The 20,149-nt window shown below is 73.0% G+C and carries 17 protein-coding genes; 4 read left to right on the top strand and 13 right to left on the bottom strand.

Annotated elements, in window-relative coordinates; genetic code table 11:
* Window positions 1-87: 87 nt before the first annotated feature.
* Window positions 88-1,383 carry an AI-2E family transporter gene (locus tag AB0C96_RS17475; RefSeq protein WP_362918488.1) on the bottom strand — a complete coding sequence of 432 codons (1,296 nt, stop codon included), beginning with the start codon at window positions 1,381-1,383 and terminating at the stop codon, window positions 88-90.
* A 120-nt stretch (window positions 1,384-1,503) separates the two neighbouring features.
* Window positions 1,504-1,698, bottom strand: coding sequence for a DUF3046 domain-containing protein (locus AB0C96_RS17470; protein ID WP_362918306.1), 195 nt, complete (start codon window positions 1,696-1,698; stop codon window positions 1,504-1,506).
* 78 nt (window positions 1,699-1,776) lie between these two features.
* Between AB0C96_RS17470 and AB0C96_RS17465 the strand changes: the two genes are divergently transcribed.
* The gene (locus AB0C96_RS17465; RefSeq protein WP_362918304.1) at window positions 1,777-2,700 is read left to right on the top strand and encodes a hypothetical protein; all 924 of its coding nucleotides are present in this window, start codon (window positions 1,777-1,779) and stop codon (window positions 2,698-2,700) included.
* A 92-nt stretch (window positions 2,701-2,792) separates the two neighbouring features.
* On the opposite strand, the gene AB0C96_RS17460 is transcribed toward AB0C96_RS17465, so the two are convergent.
* The 3 genes from AB0C96_RS17460 to AB0C96_RS17450 form a co-directional block, all read right to left on the bottom strand.
* Window positions 2,793-3,101, bottom strand: coding sequence for an AzlD domain-containing protein (locus AB0C96_RS17460; protein WP_362918302.1), 309 nt, complete (start codon window positions 3,099-3,101; stop codon window positions 2,793-2,795).
* A complete protein-coding gene (locus AB0C96_RS17455) occupies window positions 3,098-3,910 on the bottom strand; it encodes an AzlC family ABC transporter permease (RefSeq protein WP_362918486.1) in 813 nt (270 codons plus the stop codon). The genes AB0C96_RS17460 and AB0C96_RS17455 overlap by 4 nt, the downstream gene beginning before the upstream one ends.
* Before the next feature lie 191 nt (window positions 3,911-4,101).
* Window positions 4,102-5,007: an AraC family transcriptional regulator gene (locus AB0C96_RS17450; RefSeq protein ID WP_362918300.1), complete on the bottom strand. Its 906-nt coding sequence runs from the start codon at window positions 5,005-5,007 to the stop codon at window positions 4,102-4,104.
* A gap of 137 nt (window positions 5,008-5,144) precedes the next feature.
* Here AB0C96_RS17450 and AB0C96_RS17445 point away from each other — a divergent pair, with 137 nt between their 5' ends.
* From AB0C96_RS17445 to AB0C96_RS17435, 3 genes are all read left to right on the top strand, one after another.
* Window positions 5,145-9,944, top strand: a complete 4,800-nt coding sequence (locus AB0C96_RS17445) for a DEAD/DEAH box helicase (RefSeq protein ID WP_362918298.1) — start codon at window positions 5,145-5,147, stop codon at window positions 9,942-9,944.
* A gap of 153 nt (window positions 9,945-10,097) precedes the next feature.
* A complete protein-coding gene (locus AB0C96_RS17440; protein ID WP_362918296.1) occupies window positions 10,098-10,952 on the top strand; it encodes a DNA-formamidopyrimidine glycosylase family protein in 855 nt (284 codons plus the stop codon).
* A gap of 32 nt (window positions 10,953-10,984) precedes the next feature.
* A complete protein-coding gene (locus tag AB0C96_RS17435; protein ID WP_362918294.1) occupies window positions 10,985-11,761 on the top strand; it encodes an SDR family NAD(P)-dependent oxidoreductase in 777 nt (258 codons plus the stop codon).
* On the opposite strand, the gene AB0C96_RS17430 is transcribed toward AB0C96_RS17435, so the two are convergent.
* From AB0C96_RS17430 to AB0C96_RS17395, 8 genes are all read right to left on the bottom strand, one after another.
* Window positions 11,709-11,963, bottom strand: coding sequence for a hypothetical protein (locus tag AB0C96_RS17430; protein ID WP_362918484.1), 255 nt, complete (start codon window positions 11,961-11,963; stop codon window positions 11,709-11,711). The two genes, AB0C96_RS17435 and AB0C96_RS17430, sit on opposite strands and share 53 nt — an antisense overlap.
* A 192-nt stretch (window positions 11,964-12,155) precedes the next feature.
* On the bottom strand, window positions 12,156-12,629 hold the full coding sequence (locus AB0C96_RS17425) for a DNA starvation/stationary phase protection protein (RefSeq protein WP_362918292.1): 474 nt from the start codon (window positions 12,627-12,629) through the stop codon (window positions 12,156-12,158).
* Between the two features lie 198 nt (window positions 12,630-12,827).
* A complete protein-coding gene (locus tag AB0C96_RS17420; protein WP_362918290.1) occupies window positions 12,828-13,211 on the bottom strand; it encodes a helix-turn-helix transcriptional regulator in 384 nt (127 codons plus the stop codon).
* Window positions 13,212-13,305: 94 nt separating this feature from the next.
* Window positions 13,306-13,842 (bottom strand): CinA family protein, encoded by a 537-nt coding sequence (locus tag AB0C96_RS17415; protein WP_362918288.1) that lies wholly within the window; start codon window positions 13,840-13,842, stop codon window positions 13,306-13,308.
* Window positions 13,839-14,507, bottom strand: a complete 669-nt coding sequence (pgsA, locus tag AB0C96_RS17410) for a CDP-diacylglycerol--glycerol-3-phosphate 3-phosphatidyltransferase (RefSeq protein WP_362918287.1) — start codon at window positions 14,505-14,507, stop codon at window positions 13,839-13,841. Before pgsA ends, AB0C96_RS17415 begins: the two co-directional genes overlap by 4 nt.
* Window positions 14,504-16,003, bottom strand: coding sequence for a 30S ribosomal protein S12 methylthiotransferase RimO (gene rimO / locus AB0C96_RS17405; protein ID WP_362918285.1), 1,500 nt, complete (start codon window positions 16,001-16,003; stop codon window positions 14,504-14,506). The genes pgsA and rimO overlap by 4 nt, the downstream gene beginning before the upstream one ends.
* Window positions 16,004-16,108: 105 nt before the next feature.
* Window positions 16,109-16,915: a helix-turn-helix domain-containing protein gene (locus AB0C96_RS17400; protein WP_362918283.1), complete on the bottom strand. Its 807-nt coding sequence runs from the start codon at window positions 16,913-16,915 to the stop codon at window positions 16,109-16,111.
* Window positions 16,916-17,268: 353 nt separating this feature from the next.
* The gene (locus AB0C96_RS17395; protein WP_362918281.1) at window positions 17,269-20,049 is read right to left on the bottom strand and encodes a DNA translocase FtsK; all 2,781 of its coding nucleotides are present in this window, start codon (window positions 20,047-20,049) and stop codon (window positions 17,269-17,271) included.
* Window positions 20,050-20,149: the final 100 nt, after the last annotated feature.

The following is a 20,149-nucleotide window of genomic DNA, read 5'->3' as shown; positions in this document are numbered from 1 at the left end:
CATCGCGCCACAGTCATCGCACCCGCACCACCCGAGGTGGTGAAGTGGCTCACATCGCCGTACGCCTCTCGACCGCGGCCGCCGGACTCAGCCGAGCTCCTCGCCGTCCCGGGCCGGGGTCGCCGTACCGCCCGGGCTTCCCGCGTCGCCCGCACGGGCACGGCGGCCCTCGACGGTGTCCGCCGCCCGGCCCTGCGGCGCTGGCGAGGGCCGGTCCGGGTGCGCGGCGCCGCGGACCCGGTCGAGGAGGGCGGTCGCGCGTCGGCGGCCGGACCTGCCACGGACCCGGAGATCGCCGGGGACTTCGTAGCGCTTCACATACGCGCCGAGGAACGCCTGGAGCGTCGCCGTCGCGGGAATCGCGATCAGCGCACCCACGGCGCCCATCAGCGCGGTGCCGGCGACGACCGATCCGAAGGCGACGGCGGGGTGGATGTCCACCGTCTTGGCGGTGATCCGCGGCTGGAGGAGGTAGTTCTCGAACTGCTGGTAGATCACGACGAAGGCGAAGACCCACAGGGCGTGCCAGGGGTCGACGGTGAACGCGATCAGGATGGGCAGCGCGCCCGCCAGGTACGTGCCGATGGTGGGGATGAACTGCGAGACCAGACCCACCCACATGCCCAGCGCCGGAGCGTACGGAACACCCATCAGCTCCAGCAGGACGTAGTGGGCGATACCGGATATCAGGGCCATCAGCCCACGGGAGTAGAGGTATCCGCCGGTCTTGGCCACCGCGATCTCCCAGGCGCGCAGGACCTCGGCCTGGCGGTGGGGCGGGAGGACGGAGCACAGCGCGCGGCGCAGCCGGGGGCCGTCGGCGGCGAAGTAGAACGAGAACAGGGCCACCGTCAGGAGGTTGAACAGGCTGCCCAGCACCGTCGCCGAGACGGCCAGCACGTTGTTGGCGCTGTCCTGCACGTACTTTTGCAGCCAGTCGGACCGGAGCAGGTTGTTCTGCACCTCGACCCGCGAGAGGTGGGTGTGCAGCGTGCTGTTGATCCAGCTGATCACGGAGTCGAGGTACTGGGGGAACTCCTCGACCATGGTGGCTATCTGGCCGGCCAGCATCGATCCCAGCAGCGCGAAGAAGCCGGCCGCGGCGACGAGGATGCCGAAGAACACCAGCCCCGTGGCGAGCCCGCGCCGCATGCCGCGGGCCGCCATCCAGTCGACGGCCGGCTCGACCGCCAGCGCGAGGAAGAACGCGATCAGCACATTCAGCAACAGGCTGATCAGCTGGTGGAATCCCCAGGTGGCGAGCTGGTAGCAGCCCACGAGGGTGAGCGCGAGCACCATGGCGCGCGGCAGCCAGCGCGGCATCCGCGCATCGGCTCGGTCCCCGGGCCGCGCCTCGGGCCGTGGGGCATCGTTGCTGGTGATCTCATCGGACTCGGACACGCAGCCAAGTGTCCCGCACGGCGCCGACAATCCGGTCCGTGCCCGGCTGCGGACCCCCGCGGGCGGCGGCTCCGGGGCCCTCCGGCCGGGCCGGCGGCGCCCTCAGCGCTTGTCGTGCGGCACGTCCATCACCGTGCAGACCACCCGCCACACCTCTTTGGCGCTCCAGCCCGCGTCCAGCGCCTCGTGGACGGTCCGGCCGCCGAGGTCGGACATCACGTAGTCGTGCGCGAAGGAGTCGGCGTACGCCACGCCGAAGTGATTCGCCATCCGCTGCCAGAAGACCGTCAACCGCATGCCTCCAGTATCCCGCCCTGGGAGGGCAGCGGTGCGCGAGCCGGTGTCACCGCGGGATTTCGGCCCTACGGTCAGGCCATGGCCGAAAAAGCAATCCCTGCTGCGACCCCGCTGGCACACGCCGAGCACTTCGTCTGGCTGACCGCCCGGGTGCTGGAGCAGCGGCTCTTCGAATACCACTTCCTCGGCGGCGGGGCGGACCCGGTCGAGACGGCGCTCGCCGCGTACCGCAACGACGACGACGGCTACGGCCACGCCCTGGAGCCCGATCTGCGCGGCCCGGTCAGCCAGCCGCTGCACACCGCGCACGCCCTGAAGGTCCTCGATGTGATCGGGCGTTGCGGCGGGCGCCAGGTGGAGCGGATCTGCCGCTATCTGACGAAGGTCTCGACCCCGCAGGGAGCGCTGCCGGCGCTGCACCCCTCGGTGCGCGGCTATCCGGCCGCACCGTGGATCCCGGTGGTCGACGATCCGCCGAGTTCCCTGCTGGCCACCGGCCCCGTGGTCGGGCTGCTGCACCGCAACGAGGTGTGGCACGCGTGGCTGTTCCGCGCCACGGACTACTGCTGGTCGGCCGTGGAGTCCCTGAAGGAGACCCATCCGTACGAGGTGGAGGCCGCGGTGGCCTTCCTGGACGGCGCCCCGGACCGGCCCCGGGCCGCCGCGGCGGCGGAGCGGCTGGGCCGGCTCGTCCGGGAGCAGGGCCTGGTGCTGCTGGACCCGGAGCGGGCCGCGGACGTCCCGGTGGCGGAGGGGTACGCCCCCGGAGAGCACCATCTGGCCTACGACTTCGCGTCCACGCCCGGTTCCCTCGCCCGCGGCTGGTTCACCGACGAGGAGATGGACCGGGCGCTGGACCACCTCGCCGCGCTCCAGGGGGAGGACGGCGGCTGGCCGATCAACTGGCGGGAGTGGGCACCGGGCACGGCGTTGGAGGGCCGCCCGCTGGTGACGCTGAACGCCCTGCTGACCCTACGGGCGTACGGGCGTCTCCTCAGCTGAGCGCCGGGCGCGGTCCGGTCCGGTCCGGGCGCCGGGCGTGTGCCGGTCCGGGCGCCCGGCGCGGACCAGGCGCCGGGCGCCCCCGGGTGTCGTCAGCCGCCCAGTGCCCGTACTCCGGCGGTGACGGCCACCGCGACGCCGACGACCAACAGGAACGGCGCCCGCAGGACGAGGGCCACGGCCGCCGCGACCACGCCCGCGGCCTTGGCGTCGAGCATCAGGTGCTGGCCGTCGCTGAAGGTCTGCTGGGCGGTGAGCGCGGCCAGCAGGGCCACCGGGAGCAGCGCCGCCAGGCGCTTGACGAGCGGGCGCTCCAGTACGCCGGCGGGCGCCGCCAGGCCGAGGTACTTGACCAGATAGCAGCCGACGGCGGTGACGGTGATCGCGATCCAGACGTTCATGCCCGGTCCTCCTCGGTCGTCCGGTGGTCCTCGGTCTCTGTGGTGCGGCCCGCGGCCTGGCCGGCGCCCGGCCCGTGCGCCGCGCTCGCCTTCCGTGCCCGCGCGCGGCATCCCTGGAGCACGAGGACGGCGGGTGCGGCGAGCGCCGAGAGCAGTACGGGAACGCCCGTGGGCAACAGCGGCAGCGTCACCAAGACGAGGACGACGGCCAGCCCGGCCGCGGCCCGCTCGACGGTGGTCCGGAGCATCGGTGCGAGCAGCGCCAGGAAGACCGCGGGGCTGGCCGCGTCCAGGCCCCAGGCGTCGGTGTCGCCGAGCGCCTCCGCGCCCAGGGCGCCGATCAGGGTGGTGACGTTCCACAGGGCGTAGAGGCTCAGCCCGGTGACGGTGAAGCCCAGCCGGGCGCTGCGTCGGTCGGGCTGGGCCAGGGTGACGGCGGAGGTCTCGTCGATCACCCAGTGGGCGGCGAGCGGCTTGACCGTCGCCCGGTAGCCGAGGACGGCGGACAGCCGCAGTCCGTAGAACGCGTTGCGGACGCCCAGGAAGAAGGCGCCGGCCGCGGCGGTGAGCGGGTTGCCGCCGGCGGCGAGCGCGCCCACCAGGGCGAACTGTGAGGCGCCGGTGAACACCAGGAGGCTGAGTGCGCAGGTCTGAAGGAGGCTGAGGCCGGCGCCGGCCGAGGTCACGCCGAAGGCGAATCCGGAGAGCCCGACGGCGACGCCGACGCCGAGGGCGTCCCTGATGACGGCGGAGTCGGGCTTCGCGGGCCGTCCGGGGGCCGGCGTCGCGGCCGGCTCGGTGGTGCGTATGTCTGTCTGTTCTGCCACGCCTGCGACCCTAGGAAGGCGCGCCGTCGACGGTCTTGTACGTTCTTGCGCCGCGCACCCCGTCTGCACCCTGTCCGCGCCCCGTCCGCACGTCCGCGCCCCGTACGCGCCCCATCCGCACGTCCGCGCCCCACACGCGCTCGGTCGCGCCGTCCGTGCCCAGGGTGTCTCCGCTACGCCGAGCGCTCCTTCCGGTAGGCGCCGGGCGGCACGCCGACGATCCGGGTGAAGTGCCGGTTGAGGTGTGGCTGATCGCTGAAGCCGACCGCGACGGCCGTCTCGGCGGGTGGGCTGCCCGCCTCCAGGAGCAGGCGGGCCCGGCGCACCCGGGCGTCGGTGAGCCAGGCGTGCGGCGGCATGCCGTAGCTGCCCTTGAAGGCCCGGAGCAGCGCGAACGGGCTGGTGCCGAGCTGCTGCGCCAGCTGCTCCAGGGAGGGCGGGTCGGCCATCCGCTCCTCCAGGACGGCCCGTGCACGGGCGGCGGTCCGCGCCCCGGCGCTGCGCGGCGTGCGCGCCGGGAGCGGGCCGCCGTAGTGGCGCAGCAGGCGGGCGACGACGATCCGCAGCAGGCTGTCGGCGGCGAGGGCGTTGCCCGCCTCGGCGGCCCGGTGGACCTCGGTGATCATGCGGCCGAGGTGCGGGTCGTCGGCGGTGGTCTCGGTGAATCCGGCGGTGCCGCGCAGTGCGGTGGTCTCCTCGGCTATCTCGGCGACGAGCCGGGACGATGGGTAGAGGGTGGCGTAGGTCCAGCCCTCAGGGGCACCGGCCCGGGCGGTGTGCGCCACCTCCGGGTTGATCATGACCACGCCGCCGTGGCCGGCCCGGACGGTGCCGTTCTGGAGCCCGATCTCCTCGATGCCGGAGGTGACCGCGCAGACCACGTAGCCCTCGTGGGCGTGGCGCGGGAAGGAGTGCCGGACGTAGCGGGCGCGCAGCAGGTCGAGGCCGGGCAGTCCGGCGTAGCGCCAGTGGCGCGCCCATTCGCCGCGGTCCTGCGGCGTGGCGTCCGCATCCGGCCCTCCGACGAGGGGCGTCCCGGCGTCCCCACCGGCCGTGCCCCGCTCCCCGCGCGTCCCCATGCGGCCCATTCTGCGTCCCTCGCGGGGCGGGTGACCTGCCGCGTCCGAGTCGTGGACGGCCGGGCCGGCGCCGCCAGCGGCGGCCGGCGGTCCGCGCGGGGGCGGCGTTGTCAGTGGTCCGGTGCACGATGGGGGACATGGCCGAGTCAGCGCTCACCTCGTTCTCGCCCGCGACCCGTGGATGGTTCGCCGGGGCGTTCAGCGCGCCCACCGCCGCGCAGGAGGGCGCCTGGCGGGCGATCGGCGCGGGCTCGGACGTCCTCGTGGTCGCGCCGACGGGATCGGGCAAGACCCTCGCGGCGTTCCTCGCGTCGTTGGACGCACTGGCCAGCACTCCCCCGCCCGCGGAGCCCAAGAAGCGCTGCCGGGTGCTGTACGTGTCGCCGCTGAAGGCGCTCGCCGTCGACGTCGAGCGCAATCTGCGCAGCCCGTTGACGGGCATCCGCCAGGAGTCGGTCCGCCTGGGGCTGCCGGAGCCGGACATCACGGTCGGCATCCGCTCCGGGGACACCTCGCCGGCGGAGCGCCGGTCGATCGCCAACCGCCCGCCGGACATCCTCATCACGACCCCCGAGTCGCTGTTCCTGATGCTGACGTCGTCGGCCCGGGAGGCGCTGGCGGGCGTCGAGACGGTGATCGTGGACGAGGTCCATGCGGTCGCCGGCACCAAGCGCGGTGCGCATCTGGCGCTGTCCCTGGAGCGGCTCGACGAGCTGCTGGCCCGGCCGGCCCGCCGGATCGGGCTGTCGGCGACGGTGCGCCCGGTGGAGGAGGTGGCCCGCTACCTCTCGCCGCGGCGCCGGGTGGAGATCGTCCAGCCGCCGTCCGGGAAGCGCTTCGACCTCTCGGTGGTCGTCCCGGTGGAGGACATGGGCGAGCTGGGCGGCTCACCGGTCCAGGAGGGCGAGACCGGCGAGAAGCCGTCCATCTGGCCGCAGGTCGAGGAGCGGATCGCCGATCTCGTCCAGGCCCATCGCTCCACGATCGTGTTCGCCAACTCCCGTCGTCTGGCGGAGCGGCTGTGCAACCGCCTCAATGAGATCGCCTACGAGCGGACGACGGGTACCGCCCTGCCCGAGCACCACTCCCCCGCGGAGCTGATGGCCGAGGCGGGGGCCGCCAAGGGCGCACCGCCACTGCTGGCCCGGGCGCACCACGGCTCGGTGTCCAAGGAGCAACGCGCCCAGGTGGAGGAGGACTTGAAGGCGGGCCGGCTGCCGGCCGTGGTCGCCACCTCCAGTCTGGAGCTGGGCATCGACATGGGGGCGGTCGATCTGGTCGTCCAGGTGGAGTCGCCGCCGTCGGTCGCCTCCGGGCTACAGCGGGTCGGGCGCGCCGGTCATCAGGTCGGCGCGGTCTCGAAGGGCATCGTCTTCCCCAAGTACCGCGGCGATCTGGTGCAGGCCGCGGTGGTCACCGAGCGGATGCGCGCGGGCGCCATCGAGGCGCTGCGGGTGCCCGCCAACCCGCTGGACGTGCTCGCCCAGCAGCTGGTCGCCATGGCAGCGATGGACACCTGGGACGTCGAGGAACTGCTGGCCGTCGTCCGGCGGGCCGCGCCGTTCGCCGCGCTGCCCGAATCGGCGTTCACGGCCGTCCTGGACATGCTCGCCGGCCGCTACCCCTCGGACGCCTTCGCCGAGTTGCGGCCGCGTCTGGTGTGGGACCGCATCGCACAGACCGTCACCGGCCGCCCTGGCGCCCAGCGGCTGGCCGTGACGTCCGGGGGCACGATCCCCGACCGCGGCCTGTTCGGCGTGTTCCTGGCGGGCGGCGACTCCGGCGGGGGGGGCGGGCGCCGGGTCGGAGAGCTCGACGAGGAGATGGTCTACGAGTCCCGCGTCGGCGACGTCTTCACGCTCGGCACGACGTCCTGGCGGATCGAGGACATCACCCGGGACCGGGTGCTGGTCACACCCGCCCCCGGGGTCCCCGGCCGGCTGCCCTTCTGGAAGGGCGACCAGCTCGGCCGCCCCCTCGAACTGGGCCGTGCGCTGGGCGCGTTCCTCCGGGAGATCGGTTCGATGGCCCCGGAGGACGCCGGGGCCCGGCTGTCCGCCGCCGGGCTGGACGACTGGGCGACGTCCAATGTGCTGGGCTACCTCGCCGAGCAGAAGCAGGCCTGCGGCCACGTCCCCGACGACCGGACGATCGTCGTCGAGCGGTTCCGCGACGAGCTCGGTGACTGGCGGGTGGTCGTCCACTCCCCGTTCGGCGCGCAGGTCCACGCCCCCTGGGCGCTGGCCCTCGGTGCCCGCCTCGCCGAGCGCTACGGCATGGACGCCCAGGTGATGCACGCCGACGACGGCATCGTGCTGCGGCTGCCCGACGCGGACCTGATGGGCCTCGACCTCCTCGACGGGGACGGCGGTTTCGGCCTCGGCGGGGACGATGGGCCCGGCCCGTCCGCCGCCCTGGGACCAGCCGCCCGCGGCACGGAGTACGACCCGGAGCAGTCCCCGGTGGGAGCCGCCGACGTCGCCTTCGACCACGGCGAGATCGATCAGCTCGTCACCGACCAGGTGGGCGGTTCCGCGCTGTTCGCCTCCCGGTTCCGCGAATGCGCCGCCCGCGCCCTGCTGCTGCCCCGGCGCAGCCCCGGCAAGCGCACCCCGCTGTGGCAGCAGCGCCAGCGGGCCGCCCAACTCCTCCAGGTGGCCAGCGAGTTCGGCTCCTTCCCCATCGTGCTGGAAGCCGTCCGCGAATGTCTCCAGGACGTCTTCGACGTACCGGGCCTGGCGGAGCTGATGGGCGACATCGAGGCCCGCCGGGTGCGCCTGGTGGAGGTCACCACCCCCGAGCCGTCGCCGTTCGCCCGCTCGCTGCTGTTCGGCTACGTCGCCCAGTTCCTGTACGAGGGCGACTCCCCGCTCGCCGAGCGCCGCGCCGCCGCGCTGTCCCTGGACTCCCGGCTGCTCGCCGAACTGCTGGGCCAGGCCGAGCTGCGCGAGCTGCTGGACGCCGAGGTGCTCGCCGAGCTGGAGCGCGAGCTCCAGTGGCGCACGGAGGACCGGCGGGTCAAGGACGCCGAGGGCGTCGCCGACGTCCTGCGGCTGCTGGGTCCGCTGACCGACGCCGAGCTGGTCGAGCGCGGCGCGGATCCGGCGTGGGTCGGGGAGCTGGCGGCCGCCCGGCGCGCCATCCCGGTGCGGATCACCGGCGCCGATCACTGGGCCGCGGTCGAGGACGCCGGCCGGCTCCGTGACGCACTGGGCACGGCGCTGCCGGTCGGCGTCCCGGAGTCCTTCACCGAACCGGTCAAGGACCCGCTCGGTGATCTGCTGTCCCGCTATGCCCGTACGCACGGCCCGTTCACCTCTGAGCAGGCCGCCGCCCGCTTCGGCCTCGGCACCGCCGTCACCGACGGCGCGCTGCACCGCCTCGCCGCCGCCGGCCGGGTCGTCCAGGGGGAGTTCCACCCCGCGGGCATCGGCCAGGAGTGGTGCGACGCACAGGTGCTGCGCAGGCTGCGCAGGCGCTCGCTGGCCGCGCTGCGCGAGGAGCTGGAGCCGGTACCGCCGGCCGCGCTCGCCGCCTTCCTGCCCCAGTGGCAGCACGTCGCGGCGCCGCGTCCGGCGTCGACGAACGGCACGCCGGCACCGTCCGGCGGCGCCGCGCACAGCCTGCGCGGTATCGACGGACTGGTGCGGGCCATCGAGCAGTTGCAGGGCGCGCCGGTTCCGGCCTCCGCCCTGGAGAAGCTGGTGCTGCCCTCCCGCGTCGCCGGCTACACCCCGGCCCTGATGGACGAGCTCACCGCCACCGGGGAGGTGTTGTGGGCCGGTGCCGGTGCGCTCCCCGGCAAGGACGGCTGGCTCTCGCTGCATCTCGCCGACTCGGCCCCGCTGCTCCTCCCGCCGCCGCTCCCCCTCGAACTGACCGCGCTGCACGAGTCGTTGCTGGCCGCCCTGGCGCCCGGGTACGGCCTGTTCTTCCGCCAGCTCGCCGACCAGGTCCGCGCCACCACCCACCCGGACGCCACCGACCCCCAGCTGGCCGACGCCCTGTGGGACCTGGCCTGGTCGGGACGGCTGACGAACGACACCCTCGCCCCGCTGCGCGCCCTCCTCGGCTCGGGCCGTACGGCCGGCTCGACCGCCCACCGCGCCCGACGCTCGGTCCCGCGCGGCAGGTACGGCTCGCTGGCCGCGGCCGCGGGGCACGGCGGCCGCCCCACAGCCTCCCGCTCGGGCCCGCCGACCGTGGGCGGCCGCTGGTCGCTGCTGCCCGCCCCGGAGACGGACACCACGCACCGCGCCCATGCCCTGGCCCGTACGCTCCTGGACCGGCACGGGATCATCACCCGTGGCGCGGTCGCCGCCGAAGGGGTCGAGGGCGGGTTCTCCGCCGCGTACCGCGTGCTGTCCGCGTTCGAGGACTCCGGCCAGGCCCGCCGGGGCTATGTCGTCGAAGGGCTGGGCGCCGCCCAGTTCGCGATGGACGGTGCGGTGGACCGGCTGCGCGCGGTCAGCACCCAGCGGGAGCGCACCGCCGATGCCGCCCTGCCGGAGGCCGGCCCGGCACCGTCCCGGCGCGGCGGTCCGCAGCGCGCCGTCGTCCTGGCCGCCGCCGACCCGGCCAACGCCTACGGCGCCGCCCTGCCGTGGCCCGACCCGCCCGAGGGGTCCACCCACAAGCCCGGCCGCAAGGCGGGCTCGCTGGTCGTCCTGGTCGACGGTGAGTTGGCGCTCTACATGGAGCGCGGCGGCAAGACGCTGCTGCTCTGGCCGCTCGGCCAGGATCCGACCCGGGCGTCCACCGACCCCCGCCTCCAGCTCGCGGTGGAGGCGCTGACCGACGCGGCCCGCGCCGGCGCCCTGGGCACCATCACCACCGAGCGCATCAACGGCACCGCGGCCCTGACCTCCCCCTTCGCGGCCACACTGGAGTCCGCCGGCTTCCACCCGACCCCACGGGGGCTGCGACTGCGGGGATGAGCGCGTCGGCCGATCACCCGGCGGGCGACCCGTTCCCCACGGGCCGGCCGGCCGCCGGGCTCCGTGCGGCCGCCCGCTTCCGGGACGGCGGGCCGGCCCCGCTCGTCCGCCTGTGCCCAGGGCCTGTCCGCTCCCTTTGGGCATGATGGTGGCATGCCCGAAGGTGACACCGTCTGGCGTGTGGCCCAGCGGCTCCACGATGCGCTGGCCGGCCGGCCGCTGACCCGTTGTGACCTGCGCGTTCCCCGTCTGGCAACGGTCGATCTCACCGGCCGGGAGGTACGCGAGGTGGTCCCCCGCGGCAAGCACCTGCTCACCCGCTTCACCGGCGGCCTCACTCTGCACTCCCATCTGCGGATGGACGGCGCCTGGCAGATCTATGCGGCCGGGGAGCGCTGGCGCGGCGGCCCCACCCACCAGATCAGGGCGGTCCTCGGCACCCCGGACCACACGGCCGTGGGCTACCGCCTCCCCGTTCTCGACCTGCTGCGCACCGCCGACGAATCCCGGGCCGTCGGCCATCTCGGGCCCGATCTCCTCGGCCCCGACTGGGACCCCGAGGAGGCCCTGCGCCGGCTGCTTGCCGCCCCGGAGCGACCGCTCGGCGAGGCCCTGCTCGACCAGCGCAATCTCGCCGGTATCGGCAACGTCTACAAGTCCGAGCTGTGCTTTCTGCTGCGCGCCGCCCCGTGGCTGCCCGTGGGAGAGCTCCCCGACCCGGAGCGCGTGCCGACGCTCGCCAAGCGGCTCCTGGAGGCCAACAAGCACCGCCCGGCCCGAACCACCACGCCCTGGGGAGACCGCCCACGCCCGATGGGGGCTGGCGGGGGCGCCCGCCCCGACCGTCGGCTGTGGGTCTACGGCCGGGCCGGCCGCCCCTGTCTGCGCTGCGGCACCGCGGTCCGCACCGCCGACCAGGATCCCGCCGCGGCGGAACGCGTCACCTACTGGTGCCCGGCGTGCCAGCCCGGCGGACCCGCCCCCCGGAGCACCCCACCCACCAATTGACGGACCGTCAGATCTCTCCCTACCCTCGCACCATGCCCCTCACGGCGTACGACCTCACGGGCCGCACCGCGATCGTCACCGGCGCGGCGAGCGGAATCGGGCGCGCCACTGCCGTCCTGCTCGCCGAGGCCGGCGCCACGGTGCACTGTGCGGACCTCGACGACCGGGGCGTCACCGCCACCGCCGCGGCCATCACCGCATCCGGGGGCACCGCACACCCGCACCGCGTCGACGTCACCCGCCGCGACCAGGTCGCCGCCGTCGTCGCCGCAGCCCACGAGGCCGCCGGACGCCTCGACGTGATGGCGAACATCGCCGGGATCATGCACTCCTCGCCCGTGCTGGAGACCGCGGACGAGGATCTGGACCGGGTCTGGAACACCAATTTCAAGGGCGTGCTGCACGGCTGCCAGGAAGCCGCCCGCGCCATGATCGCCACCGCCACCCGCGGCTCCATCGTGACCATGGCCTCCGGCGCGATCGACACCGGCGCACCCGGACTGCTCTGCTACGGCGTCGCCAAGGCCGCCGTCGTCCAGCTCACCAAGACCCTGGCCACGGAGGTCGGCCGGCACGGCATCCGGGTCAATGCCGTCGCGCCGGGCTGGATCCGTACACCGATGACCGACCGCCACACCGCCGAGGCGCAGCAGCAGGCGGAGGGGCCGATGATCCGGATGTCGCCGCTGGGGCGGGTGGGAGAGCCGGCGGACATCGCGCACGCCGTGCTCCATCTGGCATCCGACGCCTCGTCCTTCACGACCGGCCAGATCCTCCGCCCGAACGGCGGCGTCGCCATGCCCTGGTGAGCGCCGCCCGCACCTCCTGGACCAGGGCAGGCCGGCGGGCACCCTCACTGCCTCCCGTCCAGGGAACGCAGTGCACCGGCAGCAGACCCAGCCCCCAGCCGCCCACCACCACAGCCCCCTCGACCACGCCCGCCGCATGCGGCCACAGCGCCAGCCGGAGCGCCGCCCACCACCACAGCCCCCCGACGACGGCCGCGGATATCCTGCGCCCCGGCGCGACCCGTGGACGCGGCGCGGTCGACTCACCCACCGGGGACCGGCCGCTCCGCCCGCGGGCCGCGAATCCGCACCACGCCATGGTTGCCTCCTTCGGCCGACGCTAGGCGGAGCCCGCCGTCGGCGGGGAGGGCGTACCGGGGCACTCCCGGCGCGCGGACGCCGGCGCGAGCCCCGGTCAGTGGTGCGCCTCGGCCTGGAACATCCAGTGGTGCTTCTCCAGGTCGGCAGTGAGACCGATGAGGATGTCCTGGCTGACCGGGTCCGGCTCCGCGGTCGCGACGATCCGCTCGCGCATCTTGACGATGACCGCACCCAGCGCGCTCACCATCGCCCGCACCACTTCCCCGTCCTTGATCCAGCCGTCCTGCACCTCGCCGATGCCGCTGGTCTTGGCGACCGTGGAGGCCCGCCCGTCGGGCGACACCCCGATCGCGGACGCCCGCTCGGCCACCGTGTCGGCATGCCGGCGCGCACTGGCGACGACCTCGTCGAGCTGGAGGTGGACGGAGCGGAAGCGCGGGCCGACGACGTTCCAGTGCACCTGCTTCGCGACGAGCGACAGGTCGACCAGGTCGACCAGGGCTCCCTGTAGGGCGTTCCCGACGGTGCGGCGGTCCTCGTCGGACAGCGTGCTCTTGACGACAGACATCCAGATACTCCTGTTCGGACGATTCGATCGCATGAATGACCGGGGATCGCTTGGGCGATTTGCCCGGTTTTGTCATCGTACAAATGAATCGTCCCGACCGGGCGGCTCAGACGGACCGCCCGGGGCCGCCCCCGGCACGGCACGGAGCCCCGGTGGGCAACTGCCCACCGGGGCTCCACAGGCCTACGAACAGGGGTGTCAGGCCGCGACGACATCCACGACGTCGGCCGGAGACTTGATGGTCACGCGCTCCTCCGGCACACCGGCCAGAGACGTGACGGACACCGAATTGAGCTTGGGCCGCACCGGTGCCGGCACCCCGTCGCTCGCGGCTGCGGACGCTGCCAGCTCGGCGAGCGCCAGCTCGTCGCTGACCTCCCGCATGAGCTCGGACATGCGCACGTCCAGCGCGTCACAGATCGCCGAGAGCAGCTCGGAGGAGGCCTCCTTCTGCCCCCTCTCGACCTCGGACAAATAGCCGAGCGATACCCGGGCGGAGGAAGAGACCTCGCGCAGGGTTCGGCCCTGGCGCTGACGCTGTCGGCGCAGCACGTCACCCAGCAGGCGACGAAGCAGAATCATCGCTGGCTCCCTCCTCGGACCTCGGATCCGGATCCTTCTCGCCCCACCGTACCGCCTCGGGCCGTACGCGTGCCGGGCGCAAGTACGTGTTCACTCAGGGCTGCAAACATCCATTCCCCCCGTGTTGTTCCGTATCCTGTGCCCGCGCATTTTCTGTCAGTTCGCTCAACAACAGTGCGAGCACGGCGTCGATGGTGTCCCGGCGAATCCGGTCGCGATCCCCCGACAGCGCCAGCCGACGCACCCGTCCGGCGCCGTCCGGGCCCTGGACGGCCACGAAAACGGTGCCCACGGGCTGTCCGTCCTGGGGGTCCGGCCCGGCCACACCGGTCGTGGCGATGCCCCAGTCGGCGCCCAGCAGCCGCCGTACACCGCCCGCCATCTGGCGCGCGACCTCGGCGTCCACCGCCCCGCGCGCCGCCAGCAGAGAGCCGTCGACGCCCAGCAGCTCCCGCTTGAGATCGGTGGCGTACGCCGTCAGCGAGCCGCGCAGCACCCGCGAGGCGCCGGGGACGGCGGTCAGCGCGCCCGCCACCAGGCCGCCGGTCAGCGATTCGGCCACCGCCAGGCTCTGCCCGCGCCCGGCGAGCAGCTCCAGCGCCCCGGCAGCGGCAGAACCCGGCCCGCTCACCGCTCGGCGTCCCGTGCGACGCTCTCCGCCGCCGTGGCCCGCTCGGCCCGCTCCCGGGCCAGTCCGGCCCGGCGCAGCATCACGGCCTGCCGTACGTAGTCGAGGCCGGTCGCGGCCGTCAGCACCACGGCCACCGCCATCACCCACCAGCGAAGGGTGGCGAGTGGACCGGTCAGCACCAGGACGTACATCCCGACCGCGGTGCCCTGGGCCAATGTCTTGAATTTGCCGCCACGACTGGCCGGAATGACCCCGTGCTTGATCACCCAGAACCGCATCAGGGTGATCCCGAGCTCACGGAAGAGGATCACGCCCGTCACCCACCAGGGCAGATCGCCCAGCACCGACAGACAGACCAGGGCGGCCCCCATGATCGCCTTGTCCGCGATCGGGTCGGCGATCTTGCCGAAGTCGGTGACCAGGTTGTACGTCCGCGCCAGATGTCCGTCGAAGACATCGGTGATCATGGCGACGGCGAAGGCGGCCCAGGCGAAGGCGCGCCACGCCCGGTCGGTCCCGCCGTCGTGCATCAGCAGCAGCACGAAGGCCGGGACCAGCACCAGCCGCAGCATCGTCAGGACGTTGGCGATGTTCCACAGCCCGGCCTGCCGGACGGACGGCGCCGTGCGCGGCCCACCAGCTGCGGAAGCCGGGACTCCGGTCATCTGCCCGCCTCCTCGGTACACCCCGTGCCGTCCACCGACAGCACCTCGGCCACGAGGTCCACGCCCTCGCTGGCCACCACCTTTGCTTCGACCATACGACCGGGCCGGAGGTCCTGGCCGTTCGACAGCAGGGTGACGCCATCGGTCTCCGGCGCCTGGTGCGCGGCCCGCCCCACGACACCGTCCTCGTCGTCGATCCGGTCGACCAGCACCCGCACCGTCTCGCCGACCCGCTCCTCGGCGCGCTGCGCGGTCAGCTCCTCGGCCAGCCGCGACACCCGCGCCAGCCGCTCGTCGACCACGTCCTGGTCGACCTTGTCCTCGTACGAGGCGGCCTCGGTGCCGTCCTCGTCGGAGTAGCCGAAGACGCCGATGGCGTCGAGCCGGGCCTCGGTGATGAAGCGCTCCAGCTCCGCCAGGTCGCTCTCGCTCTCCCCGGGGAAGCCGACGATGAAGTTGGAGCGGGCGCCGGCCTGCGGCGCCTTCGTGCGGATGGTCGCCAGCAGCTCCAGGAAGCGGTCGGTGTCGCCGAAGCGCCGCATCGCCCGCAGCACGCCGGGCGCGGAGTGCTGGAAGGACAGGTCGAAGTACGGCGCGACCTTGTCCGTCCCGGTCAGCACGTCGATCAGCCCGGGCCGCATCTCGGCCGGCTGGAGATAGCTGACCCGGATCCGCTCGATGCCGTCGACGGCCGCCAGCTCCGGCAGCAGCGTCTCCAGCAGGCGGATGTCGCCGAGGTCCTTGCCGTAGGAGGTGTTGTTCTCGGAGACCAGCATGACCTCCTTGACGCCCTGCTCGGCCAGCCAGCGCGTCTCACCGAGCACGTCCGAGGGGCGGCGGGAGATGAACGAGCCGCGGAAGGACGGGATGGCGCAGAACGAGCAGCGCCGGTCGCAGCCCGAGGCCAGCTTCACCGAGGCCACCGGGCTGCTGCCGAGGCGGCGGCGGAGCGGCGCCCGCGGCCCGGAGGCCGGTGCGATGCCCTCCGGCAGGTCCTCGGGTGGGGCCGGCGGCTCGGAACCGGACTGGGCGTGACCGGGCAGCGCGACCGCGGCGGCCCCCTGGCGCTCGGCCGGGCTGATCGGCAGCAGCTTGCGGCGGTCCCGCGGGGTGTGCGCGGCGTGGACGCCGCCGCTCAGGATGGTCTGTAGACGGTCGGAGATGTCGGCGTAGTCGTCGAAGCCGAGTACGCCGTCGGCTTCGGGCAGCGCCTCGGCGAGCTCCTTGCCGTAGCGCTCGGCCATGCAGCCGACGGCCACCACGGCCTGGGTTCTGCCATGATCCTTCAGATCGTTGGCTTCCAGCAGGGCATCGACGGAGTCCTTCTTGGCGGCTTCGACGAACCCACAGGTGTTGACCACGGCGACATCGGCATCGGCGGCTTCCTCGACCAGCTCCCAGCCGTCCGCTGCCAGGCGGCCTGCAAGCTCCTCCGAGTCCACCTCGTTACGGGCGCAGCCAAGCGTGACAAGGGCGACGGTACGGCGTTCGGGCATAGGGCTCAGCCTACTTCGTCCCGGACACCCCCTTGGCGCGCAGGTCTCCGCCACCGGCCCCAGGCAGCCGGAGCCAGGCGGCGGACGCCCTCCGCGGCGCGGCGATCAGCCCGCCTGCGGGTCTCCCGGCGTGTAGCTGAGCCGCTCCACCGGGCCCTTCTTGCCGATCTCCTTGACCTCTTTGCCATTGACGTACAGCTGTACGACCGGGGCGTTGCCGAGGACCAGGTCGATCCGCTTCTTGTCGGTGATCGTCTTGGATTCACCCTGCTTGAGCAGGCTGTCCTCCAGCAGCTTGCCGTTGGCGTCCTTGGCGGAGACCCAGCTCTGGCCGTCGCGGGCGGTGACCTTGATCGTGACCTTGTCCTTCGGCAGGCCGGCGACCGCGCTGTCGGAGGGCTCGGGCAGCGGAGGCTTGATCGTCGAGGGATGGCGGGTGGGTGCCGGCGCCGGCTTCGCGTTGGCGCCACCGGCCGCGATCGGGCCGTTGTCGTTCTTCTCCCCGCCGCTGAACAGCGTGAAGCCGACGAAGCCGACCACGGCGACGATCGCCGCGATCATCGCGGCGGTCCAGTTCGGGCGGCGCGGCTCGGAACGGATCCGCTCCGCCTCGAAGATCGGCGCGGCCAGATCGGTCGGCGTGGGCCGTCCGCCGTGCTCGGCGTCGAACTGGTCGATCAGCGGGTGGGGGTCGAGGGCGACGGCGCGGGCCAGCGCGCGGATATGTCCCCGGGCGTAGACGTCGCCGCCACAGCGCGAGAAGTCGTCCTGCTCGATCGCCTGCACGATGGGGATGCGCACCCGTGTGGTCGTACTGACCTCTTCGACGGTCAGTCCCGCCGCGATACGGGCCTGCTGGATGGCATGACCGATGGAAGGCCGGTCTGCTTCGGGGGAGTTGCCGATGGACACGGGGGCGCCTTTCGAGCGTGTAGCCACCTGCTGGAAGTTCAGTCTAGGGGTGGAGCGAAAGGGTCGGGCAAGCGGGAGGGCGGGGTTTGTACGCCATCAGAACGCCCGCGGGGTGCCATGGGGCTTGATGATGAAGCATCGCTCCCTCGCCTCCCTCAACTTGACGTATCGGCAGGAGAAACGGTTGCTTGCTTTTCTCGTACGGGTTGATCCGAAAACGTGTGCCGCCCACCGGCCTCTCCCCCATCCTGCCCGTCGAGACGTGCTCGCCACGGCAGAGGGGTTGATCCGAAGACGTGTGCCGCCCGCCGACCTCTCCCCACACCGTCGGAGAGGTGACCCGGATGTGTGTGCTACTCGGTAGCCTCCCCCCGGATCACCGCAAGCACTCCGTCCAATTCATCCGGCTTCACCAGAACGTCACGGGCCTTGGAACCCTCGCTCGGCCCGACGATGTTCCGCGACTCCATCAGGTCCATCAGCCGCCCCGCCTTGGCGAAGCCCACCCGCAGCTTGCGCTGGAGCATCGACGTCGACCCGAACTGGGTGGAAACCACCAGCTCAGCGGCCTGGCAGAGCAGATCGAGGTCATCGCCGATGTCCTCGTCGATCTCCTTCTTCTGCTTGCTGCCCACGGTGACGTCGTCGCGGAACACCGGCGTCATCTGGTCCTTGCAGTGCTGGACGACGGCCGCGACCTCGGCCTCGGTCACGAACGCACCCTGCATACGGACCGGCTTGTTCGCACCCATCGGCAGGAACAGCCCGTCGCCCTTGCCGATCAGCTTCTCGGCACCCGGTTGGTCGAGGATGACCCGGCTGTCGGCGAGCGAGGAGGTGGCGAACGCGAGCCGCGACGGCACATTGGCCTTGATCAGACCCGTCACGACATCGACGGAGGGGCGCTGGGTGGCAAGCACCAGGTGGATGCCGGCCGCCCGCGCGAGCTGGGTGATGCGGACGATCGCGTCCTCCACATCGCGCGGCGCGACCATCATCAGGTCCGCCAGCTCGTCGACGATCACCAGCAGGTACGGGTACGGCTGCAACTCGCGCTCGCTGCCCTCGGGCGTGGTGAGCTTGCCGTCGCGCACGGCCTGGTTGAAGTCGTCGATGTGGCGGTAGCCGAACGCCGCCAGGTCGTCGTAGCGCAGGTCCATCTCGCGCACGACCCACTGGAGCGCCTCCGCCGCCCGCTTGGGGTTGGTGATGATCGGCGTGATCAGATGCGGGATGCCCTCGTAGGCGGTCAGCTCCACCCGCTTGGGGTCGACCAGGACCATGCGAACGTCCTCGGGCGTGGCCCGCATCATGATCGAGGTGATCAGGCAGTTGATGCAGGACGACTTGCCGGAGCCGGTGGCACCGGCGACGAGGACGTGCGGCATCTTGGCGAGGTTCGCCATCACATAGCCGCCCTCGACGTCCTTGCCGAGCGCGACCAGCATCGGGTGGTCGTCCTCGGCGGCGTCCGCGAGGCGCAGCACATCACCGACGTTGACCATCTCGCGGTCGGTGTTCGGGATCTCGATGCCGACCGCGGACTTGCCCGGGATCGGGCTGATGATGCGGACGTCGGGGCTGGCCACGGCGTAGGCGATGTTCTTGGCCAGCGCGGTGATCTTCTCGACCTTCACGGCCGGGCCGAGCTCGACCTCGTAGCGGGTGACCGTCGGGCCACGGGTGAAGCCGGTGACCGCGGCGTCGACCTTGAACTCCTGGAAGACCGTGGTCAACGCGGTCACTATGGCGTCGTTCGCGGCGCTGCGGGACTTGCCGGGGCCGCCCCGGGAGAGCAGGTCCAGCGACGGCAGCGCATAGGTGATGTCACCGGAGAGCTGTAGTTGCTCGGCGCGCGGCGGCAGATCGCCGGACGGCTCCGGCGGAGCCTTGGTGAAGTCGGGTACGGACGGGGTGGGCGCGGCGACCGGCGGCTCGGGCTCGGCCCCTCGGGCCGGCGGGACCGTGCCGGCCGGTGCCACGCTGTCCTCGTGGTCGCGGTCCCGGCGCTCCCCGGAGACGCTGCTGCTGAGGCCGGCGACGAGCGGTGAGGGCTGGACACCGTGCAGCACCGCGCCGTCCAGCGCCGCGGCGGCCGCGGCCGCGACGTCCACCGCGTCCATCGGCCGGTCCGCGGCGGGCTGTGCGGACGCCCGGCGCGGGCGGCGCCGCTTCGCCAACGCCGCCTCCTCTATGGCGTCCGGGTCGTTCGCGGCGGGCGCCGGTGCGGCGCTGCGGCGGGACCTGCGGGCCGGCTGCTCGCGCCAGTCGTCGGCGTACTCGTCGTACTCCTCGGCCTCGTCGTAGTCCGCCTCGGACTCCGAGGGATGGATCACGCCGAGCCGGACGCCGAGCGCCCGCAGCCGCTGCGGGATCGCGTTCACCGGCGTCGCGGTGACCACCAGCAGCCCGAAGAGCGTCAGCAGGGCGAGCAGCGCCACCGCCAGCGTCTGGCCGACGGTGAAGATCAGCGGTTTGGAGGCGACCCATCCGAGGTATCCGCCGGCGTCCTGTATGGCGGGAAGCCCGTCGTTGCGGCCCGGTGATCCACAGGCCATCGCCACCTGCCCGAGGACGCCGATGACCAGCGCCGAGAGCCCGATGACGATCCGTCCGTTGGCCTCCGGCTTCTCCGGGTGCCGGATGAGGCGCAGCGCAATGCCGCCCAGCAGTATCGGCACGACCAGGTCGAGCCGGCCGAACGCGCCGGTCACCAGCAGCTCGACGAGGTCTCCGACCGGGCCGCTGAGATTGGACCAGGTGCCGGCCGCGATCACCAGCGCCAGGCCGAGCAGCCCGAGCGCCAGCCCGTCCTTGCGGTGCGCCGGGTCGAGGTTCTTGGCACCGCGGCCCATACCGCGGAACAGCGCCCCGATGGCGTGCGCAAGGCCCAGCCAGCAGGCGCGGGCGAGGCGGTAGACACCGCCGGTCGGTGACGGCGCCGGCTTCGGCGCGGCCTTCTTGGCGGGCGCCCGCTTCGCCGGGGCCTTCTTCGCCGCTGTCTTCTTCGCCGGCGGCTTCGCGGGAGCCTTCTTCGCGGCGGTCTTCTTGGCCGCGCCCCCGGACCGTCCGGCGCGCTGCTTCGAGGGTCCCGATGCGCTCTGGGTTCCCTTGCCGGACGTACGTGAGGCCATGGCGACGAGATTACAGGCGAACACGGGCACGGCACGAGCGCACGCCGCTTCACCCATCCGTGTCGCGCCCGGGTCATGAAAGGGCGTCAGTCGACCGGTG

This window comes from Streptomyces sp. NPDC048506 (assembly GCF_040651315.1).
Taxonomy (GTDB): domain Bacteria; phylum Actinomycetota; class Actinomycetes; order Streptomycetales; family Streptomycetaceae; genus Streptomyces.
The sequence above is the reverse complement of the archived record's forward strand: the minus strand, read 5'-3'. Positions and strand labels throughout refer to the sequence as shown.

Excerpts from the sequence above, each read along its gene's own strand:
- AB0C96_RS17450 (WP_362918300.1), bottom strand. The coding sequence starts at position 5,007 with ATGGGGACGCGCGGGGAGCGGGGCACGGCCGGTGGGGACGCCGGGACG.
- AB0C96_RS17440 (WP_362918296.1), top strand. The coding sequence starts at position 10,098 with ATGCCCGAAGGTGACACCGTCTGGCGTGTGGCCCAGCGGCTCCACGAT.
- AB0C96_RS17445 (WP_362918298.1), top strand. The coding sequence starts at position 5,145 with ATGGCCGAGTCAGCGCTCACCTCGTTCTCGCCCGCGACCCGTGGATGG.
- AB0C96_RS17435 (WP_362918294.1), top strand. The coding sequence starts at position 10,985 with ATGCCCCTCACGGCGTACGACCTCACGGGCCGCACCGCGATCGTCACC.
- rimO (WP_362918285.1), bottom strand. The coding sequence starts at position 16,003 with ATGCCCGAACGCCGTACCGTCGCCCTTGTCACGCTTGGCTGCGCCCGT.
- AB0C96_RS17425 (WP_362918292.1), bottom strand. The coding sequence starts at position 12,629 with ATGTCTGTCGTCAAGAGCACGCTGTCCGACGAGGACCGCCGCACCGTC.
- AB0C96_RS17395 (WP_362918281.1), bottom strand. The coding sequence starts at position 20,049 with ATGGCCTCACGTACGTCCGGCAAGGGAACCCAGAGCGCATCGGGACCC.
- AB0C96_RS17470 (WP_362918306.1), bottom strand. The coding sequence starts at position 1,698 with ATGCGGTTGACGGTCTTCTGGCAGCGGATGGCGAATCACTTCGGCGTG.
- AB0C96_RS17465 (WP_362918304.1), top strand. The coding sequence starts at position 1,777 with ATGGCCGAAAAAGCAATCCCTGCTGCGACCCCGCTGGCACACGCCGAG.
- AB0C96_RS17420 (WP_362918290.1), bottom strand. The coding sequence starts at position 13,211 with ATGATTCTGCTTCGTCGCCTGCTGGGTGACGTGCTGCGCCGACAGCGT.
- pgsA (WP_362918287.1), bottom strand. The coding sequence starts at position 14,507 with ATGACCGGAGTCCCGGCTTCCGCAGCTGGTGGGCCGCGCACGGCGCCG.
- AB0C96_RS17460 (WP_362918302.1), bottom strand. The coding sequence starts at position 3,101 with ATGAACGTCTGGATCGCGATCACCGTCACCGCCGTCGGCTGCTATCTG.